Annotated in this window: 1 protein-coding gene; it reads right to left on the bottom strand. The window is 67.6% G+C overall.

The window, feature by feature from the left end; translation table 11 throughout:
• Nucleotides 1-331: 331 nt before the first annotated feature.
• Nucleotides 332-1189 carry a LysR family transcriptional regulator gene (locus JMF90_RS37585; protein WP_201317143.1) on the bottom strand — a complete coding sequence of 286 codons (858 nt, stop codon included), beginning with the start codon at nt 1187-1189 and terminating at the stop codon, nt 332-334.
• Between the last annotated feature and the right edge of the window lie 65 nt (nt 1190-1254).

Raw genomic sequence — 1254 nt, 5'->3', positions numbered from 1 at the left:
AAACGGCTCTTGCGGATTTCGAGTTCGCGGAGGTAGGAGGTGGCGAGCGAATAACTCATGCGTCGCGACGCGGAAAGCGTAGGGAAATCAAGGTGATGATGGCCGGTCGATGCTCGTGGTGTGGGCCCGCGGACCGATGGATGTCGTCTGCATGAGCGCGGGGCGAAGACGGAATTTTACCGTGGCGCACGTCGAGGGTATCCAGTTTGGCCGGCGACCGCGGTCCGGATGGCGAGCATGGCTTGAATCGGGCACGGTACCTGCGCGCGACATGCGCTGCTTTCGTTTCCTGCGCGTGGCTCAAGTCGATTCATCGATGCCGCGCACGGCATCAACGCACGCCGACCGACGACCGCAGCGCCGCGCCCAGCGTGCGCAGCGCCTGCCGGGCGTGCGCATCGGTCAGGTTCGAGTAGAGCACCACGTCGCGCGCCGGCAACGGCGGCAGCCCGTAGCGCGTCCCCACGTCGACGGTGCCGGAGGGCGCCACGCGATGCCCGAGCGCCGCGACGGCCAGCCCCGCGGATACCGCCGCGCCGATCGTCGCCACGCCGCCGCCGACGAAGACTTCCGTCCACGCGACACCGGCTTCGTCCAGCGCGTCGACCGCCATGCGGCGCACGCTGCACGGTTCGGCCTGCGTGGCGAGCCGCAGCGGTTGCGGCGGATGGTATTCGAAATCGGCCGCCGCCATCCAGCCGAACGACTCCGACAGAATGGTTTCGCCGTCGAGCCGTCGGCTGTCGTGCTGCAGCGCGACGGCCGCATCGAGCCGGCCGCGATCGAACGCATCGAGCACGTCGCGCGACGCGGCGACGCGGATCTCCAGCACCAGCGCCGGCTCCGCTTCGCTCATCCGCCGCAGCAGCATCGGCAGATCGGCGCCGACGACATGGTGGCTGACGCCGATCACGAGCCGTCGCTGGCTCGTGCCGAAGGCGCCGAGCGCACCATGGTGAGCGGCCACCAGTTCGCGCGCCGGCTCCAGGAACGCGGTGCCGTCGGCCGACAGGCGAACCTGCCGCGGCGTGCGTTCCAGCAGGCGGCGGCCGAGCCCGTCTTCCAGCCGCTTGATCTTCAGGCTCACCGCGGACTGTGTCGTGTCCAGCGCTTCCGCGGCCCGCGTGAAGCTCTTGAGATCGGCGGTCAGCACGAAGGCCTGCACGGCTTCGATGTCGAGCGTTTTCATCGCACCCTCATTCATTTCAGAATCGAATCATTGAAATATTCTGCCATCGTCTTTTCAAATGATTC

Origin of the sequence: Burkholderia sp. E168m23, assembly GCF_016586125.1 — a bacterium.
In the GTDB taxonomy this organism is placed as follows: domain Bacteria; phylum Pseudomonadota; class Gammaproteobacteria; order Burkholderiales; family Burkholderiaceae; genus Burkholderia; species Burkholderia orbicola.
Note: the sequence above shows the minus strand (reverse complement) of the source record. Positions and strands in the feature narration are given on the sequence as shown.

Bases quoted from the DNA above. Each gene is read 5' to 3' on its own strand.
- JMF90_RS37585 (WP_201317143.1), bottom strand. From the start codon at position 1,189: ATGAAAACGCTCGACATCGAAGCCGTGCAGGCCTTCGTGCTGACCGCC.